A 3,906-nucleotide genomic window follows, 5' to 3' on the forward strand; every position below is an offset into this window, starting at 1 on the left:
TGAAATGGGGCGAAAGTCTGTGGACTCTGTGTAAGACAGTACATGGTTTTTTAACTGTGGTATGCGACGGTGGTGGAAGCAGAAACTTAAATCGTGAGGTTTAGGAATCGCCGCACTTTTAGGGCGGCGAGGATGTCAATGCCGAAGCTTTGCAATTACTCAGTAAACGCGATCGCTATAAACAATGGGCAATCGAGTTTGATCCCCCTAAATCCCCCGTTCGGCTGAGCTCACGGCCGAAGCCTTAAAAAAGGGGACTTTCTTGAAGAGGCGAAGGAATTGACGGGGAAACCGCGATACAATCAGCGATCGCCCGATAAATCTCTATAATATTCTATAATATCGAGTATTCCCCCATCCCAAACCAGCCATGACAGCCAAAGAACAACTCCTACAGGAAATCGAAAAAAGCTCCGAGCCACTCCTACAAGAAGTTCTCGACTTCCTCTTGTCGGTACGCTCAGCAAAATATCCTGAAACTCGTAAACCCATCTGGCAAATCGCTCAGGAAATTATGGCTGATGTTCCGCCAGAAATTATCGCTCAACTCCCCACCGACGGAGCCGAACAACACGATCATTATCTTTATGGCACACCAAAACGTAAAGAATGAAAATAATTTTTGCCGATACCTTTTACTGGATAGCGTTGCTTAGTCCTAGAGACACTTGGCATCTCAGAGTCATCGAATGGAGCCAATCTAACCCTCATGTATCGCTAGTGATGACAGACGGTATTGTTGATGAAATTTTTGCTCATTTCTCTAAACAAGGCGACATTATGCGCGGTAAGGCCGTAGAACTTTATCACAGTATTCTTGATGATCCCAGCATTCAACTAATTTCTTACCATCAAGGACTAAGAAAGCTAGGAATAGAACTTTATGCCAGTCGTCTAGATAAAGGCTATAGCCTTACCGACTGCATTTCAATGATGGTGATGAAACAAATGGGAATTTATGAAATACTCACCCATGATAAACATTTTACCCAAGAAGGTCTAACTATTCTTTTTTGATAACTCAGACAGAATCCCATTATTGATCTCCACAAAATCGGGCATCGTTGGGAAATTAAAGAAGCATAACCGCAATCGCCTAACCCTAACTTTCAAGAACAATATAGACTCTTTTCTGCCGAACCTCTTAAATTCAGACTAAACTAGACTATCACTGCAATATCATAGACTTAGTTAAGAAAATTGTTAGAGAACTTTAACCATGCTCAAACATTATGACGTGACCATCGAAGGCGATCGCATCCAATGGCTAGGGGAAAAGCCCAAAGCACAGAATATTCGCGCCATCATTATCATTGAAGAAGAACCATCTCCCACAACCCAGGTAAAACGAACGACCCCTGCTCATTTAATCGGTAAAGGCAAAACCTTAGGGGATATTGTTAGTCCTATTGTGGATCAAGAAGATTGGGAATGCCTAAAATGATCATCCTTGATACCCATATTTGGTTTTGGTATATCAATGAAAACTTTGAGCAATTTCCCTTAGAATGGACAGCCCAGATTCGACAAGCAGATAGCGTAGGAGTATCCCCTATTTCTTGTTATGAAATAGCCTTAGCCCATCATAAAGGTCGTTTAGCACTGGATATTCCCATCCAACAATGGCTTATTGATGCCCTAAACCCTTCAGGTATTGAATTATTGCCCTTAACTCCAGAAATTACCCTAAGAGCCGTTAATCTCTCTCCCGTTCACAAAGATCCCTTTGACCGCATTATTATTGGTACAGCCTTGGAATATCAAGCAAAAGTCGCCAGTATTGATAGCTTATTTCCCAAATATCCCGAACTCAAAGATTATCTGATGTCAGCTTAGAAGCCTACTCTCCAAATCTGAAACTTTTAACTCAAAAATTGATATTGCTGCTGAACAATTAGATCGAAGCGAAGGAATTGACGGGAAAAACGCGATCATTAGAATTAGGTATCGTTGGGAAATTGATGAATCATAACGGCGATCGCCTAACCCTAACTTTCAAGAAGAATATAGACTCTTTTCTGCCGAACCTTTTAATTCAGACTAAACTATCACTGCAATATCATAGACTTAGTTAAGAGAATTGTGAGAGAACCTTAACCATGCTCAAACATGATGACGTGACCTGAGAGGGCGATCGCTTGTTGAATCCTGTGGAAAATAATGATAGAATGCAAAAAGTGTAGATTTCAATGTGAAAGCGATTTATACAGAAAGCTTAGGAGTTAATTTATGCGAACAATTACCTTGCAAATTGACGATAGCATTAGTGAAAAATTTCTATGGTTACTTGCTCGCTTCTCTAGAGACGAAATTAAAATTCTGGAACAATCAGATTACGTCAGTGATGACGAATATCTAAGGGGAATCGAAGGAATGATTCAAAGTATTCAGGCAGCCCGTGATGAATCTATTGAACAGAGCTTAAGCTTAGATGAGTTAGACTGGTAATGTATAAAATAATCTTTATGACCCAATCTCAAAAAGATGCAAAAAGGAATGATCGCGTTTTGGGAAATGTAGAAGGAAATTTATCAAGCATAACGGCGATCGCTATAATATCGAATATCTCCCGTCCCCAAAACTCCCTACTCCCTTGACCAGCAATGAAAAGTGTCACCTCAAGTAAATTACAAAATAACCTAGACCAACTGCTCGATGAAATCCTCAACACAGGAAAACCCCTAGAAATTGAGCGCAACGGCAAACGATTAATCATTAGTCCCGTTGAAACCGTAGATAAATTACAAAAATTAATTTATCGTCCTCAAGCCATTATTGGCGATCCCGATGATCTTGTACAAATCAGTTGGGAACAGGAGATAAACCTTGATTTACCTTGATACTCATATTGTTGTCTAGCTTTATGCAGGGCTAACTGCTAAATTAAGCGATTGCGCCAAACATCTAATTAACGAGAATGAACTCTATATTTCGCCGATAGTAAGGCTAGAGTTACAATATTTATACGAAATTGGGCGAATTACTGAAAAATCAGACGACATTGTTCTAGAATTAGTAAGTTGCCTTGATTTAAAGGTATGTAAAAAAGATTTTAATTTAATTATTAATCAGTCTGTCATTATTAACTGGACTCGTGATCCCTTTGATCGCTTAATTGTTAGTAACGCTTCAGTAGATAACCACATTTTGCTAACCAAAGATTATCACATTTTAAATCATTATGAAAATGCCGTATGGGATTAATCACAATCTATGGGAAATTGATCAAGCATAACGGCGATCGCCCCATTCAATCGCTAAATAACGATAGACTCTCATGAATTAAGATCATAGTACATAGTCAATGTTCAAGGAGAATCATCAGCGAATTCACCTAGTTAAAATCCTGACTCCTAGTGCAAACTTTAAATCTTGTAAAAAAAGTAATTTTTTGTATCCCCACTGATTACCATAATAGAAAATTCTGCTAACCCCTATGTTGATGAGGTAACTTATGGAACAGTCAAAGGCTAAATCTTCCCGCCAACGCGGCGTAATCCTAACCTCCATCGGCTACCAAAAACTGCACCGTGCTAAAGTGAATTGGGAAATAAAACAAAACACTCGCTGCACCTTAGACATTCTTAGCCAACAAACTGGACTGACCGCCAATACTCTTAGTAAAGTTTTTAGTTGCTCTGTCGCCGTTGATAAACGTAGTCTGTTGGTCTGCTTTTCTGCCTTTAATCTCGATTTAGACGGTCAAGATTATTTATCCAGTTTTACCCTTGCCTACAAAGACTGCCAATTTTCAGATTGGGGGATAAATTTGACATCCTCGCCGCCCTAAAAGTGCGGCGATTCCTAAACCTCACGATTTAAGTTTCTGCTTCCACCACCGTCGCATACCACAGTTAAAAAACCATGTACTGTCTTACACAGAGTCCACAGACTTTCGCCCCATTT

The 3,906-nt window shown here is 39.7% G+C and carries 8 protein-coding genes; all 8 read left to right on the forward strand.

Going from position 1 to position 3,906, the window contains the following annotated elements; genetic code table 11:
- Positions 1-370 precede the first annotated feature (370 nt).
- Complete coding sequence (locus O9324_RS02370) at positions 371-613, forward strand: hypothetical protein (protein WP_288139386.1); 243 nt, start codon at positions 371-373, stop codon at positions 611-613.
- On the forward strand, positions 610-1,017 hold the full coding sequence (locus O9324_RS02375; protein ID WP_002769351.1) for a type II toxin-antitoxin system VapC family toxin: 408 nt from the start codon (positions 610-612) through the stop codon (positions 1,015-1,017). Before O9324_RS02370 ends, O9324_RS02375 begins: the two co-directional genes overlap by 4 nt.
- Before the next feature lie 202 nt (positions 1,018-1,219).
- Positions 1,220-1,444, forward strand: coding sequence for a hypothetical protein (locus tag O9324_RS02380; protein WP_002755077.1), 225 nt, complete (start codon positions 1,220-1,222; stop codon positions 1,442-1,444).
- Positions 1,441-1,836 carry a type II toxin-antitoxin system VapC family toxin gene (locus O9324_RS02385; RefSeq protein ID WP_002769353.1) on the forward strand — a complete coding sequence of 132 codons (396 nt, stop codon included), beginning with the start codon at positions 1,441-1,443 and terminating at the stop codon, positions 1,834-1,836. Before O9324_RS02380 ends, O9324_RS02385 begins: the two co-directional genes overlap by 4 nt.
- A 393-nt stretch (positions 1,837-2,229) precedes the next feature.
- Entirely contained in the window at positions 2,230-2,448 is a 219-nt protein-coding gene (locus tag O9324_RS02390; RefSeq protein ID WP_002769355.1) for a hypothetical protein, read from the forward strand.
- A gap of 17 nt (positions 2,449-2,465) precedes the next feature.
- Positions 2,466-2,597, forward strand: coding sequence for a hypothetical protein (locus O9324_RS02395; protein WP_256377324.1), 132 nt, complete (start codon positions 2,466-2,468; stop codon positions 2,595-2,597).
- 6 nt (positions 2,598-2,603) lie between these two features.
- Positions 2,604-2,840, forward strand: coding sequence for a type II toxin-antitoxin system Phd/YefM family antitoxin (locus O9324_RS02400; protein WP_108935546.1), 237 nt, complete (start codon positions 2,604-2,606; stop codon positions 2,838-2,840).
- A 614-nt stretch (positions 2,841-3,454) separates the two neighbouring features.
- Positions 3,455-3,790: a hypothetical protein gene (locus O9324_RS02405; RefSeq protein ID WP_288139387.1), complete on the forward strand. Its 336-nt coding sequence runs from the start codon at positions 3,455-3,457 to the stop codon at positions 3,788-3,790.
- The last annotated feature ends 116 nt before the right edge of the window (positions 3,791-3,906 follow it).

Origin of the sequence: Microcystis sp. LE19-84.1B, from assembly GCF_027531875.1 — a bacterium.
GTDB classification, from domain to species: Bacteria; Cyanobacteriota; Cyanobacteriia; order Cyanobacteriales; family Microcystaceae; genus Microcystis; species Microcystis panniformis.

What these genes read in the sequence shown, in the direction of transcription:
- O9324_RS02370 (WP_288139386.1), top strand. Translation starts at nt 371, where the DNA reads ATGACAGCCAAAGAACAACTCCTACAGGAAATCGAAAAAAGCTCCGAG.
- O9324_RS02375 (WP_002769351.1), top strand. Translation starts at nt 610, where the DNA reads ATGAAAATAATTTTTGCCGATACCTTTTACTGGATAGCGTTGCTTAGT.
- O9324_RS02380 (WP_002755077.1), top strand. Translation starts at nt 1,220, where the DNA reads ATGCTCAAACATTATGACGTGACCATCGAAGGCGATCGCATCCAATGG.
- O9324_RS02385 (WP_002769353.1), top strand. Translation starts at nt 1,441, where the DNA reads ATGATCATCCTTGATACCCATATTTGGTTTTGGTATATCAATGAAAAC.
- O9324_RS02390 (WP_002769355.1), top strand. Translation starts at nt 2,230, where the DNA reads ATGCGAACAATTACCTTGCAAATTGACGATAGCATTAGTGAAAAATTT.
- O9324_RS02395 (WP_256377324.1), top strand. Translation starts at nt 2,466, where the DNA reads ATGACCCAATCTCAAAAAGATGCAAAAAGGAATGATCGCGTTTTGGGA.
- O9324_RS02400 (WP_108935546.1), top strand. Translation starts at nt 2,604, where the DNA reads ATGAAAAGTGTCACCTCAAGTAAATTACAAAATAACCTAGACCAACTG.
- O9324_RS02405 (WP_288139387.1), top strand. Translation starts at nt 3,455, where the DNA reads ATGGAACAGTCAAAGGCTAAATCTTCCCGCCAACGCGGCGTAATCCTA.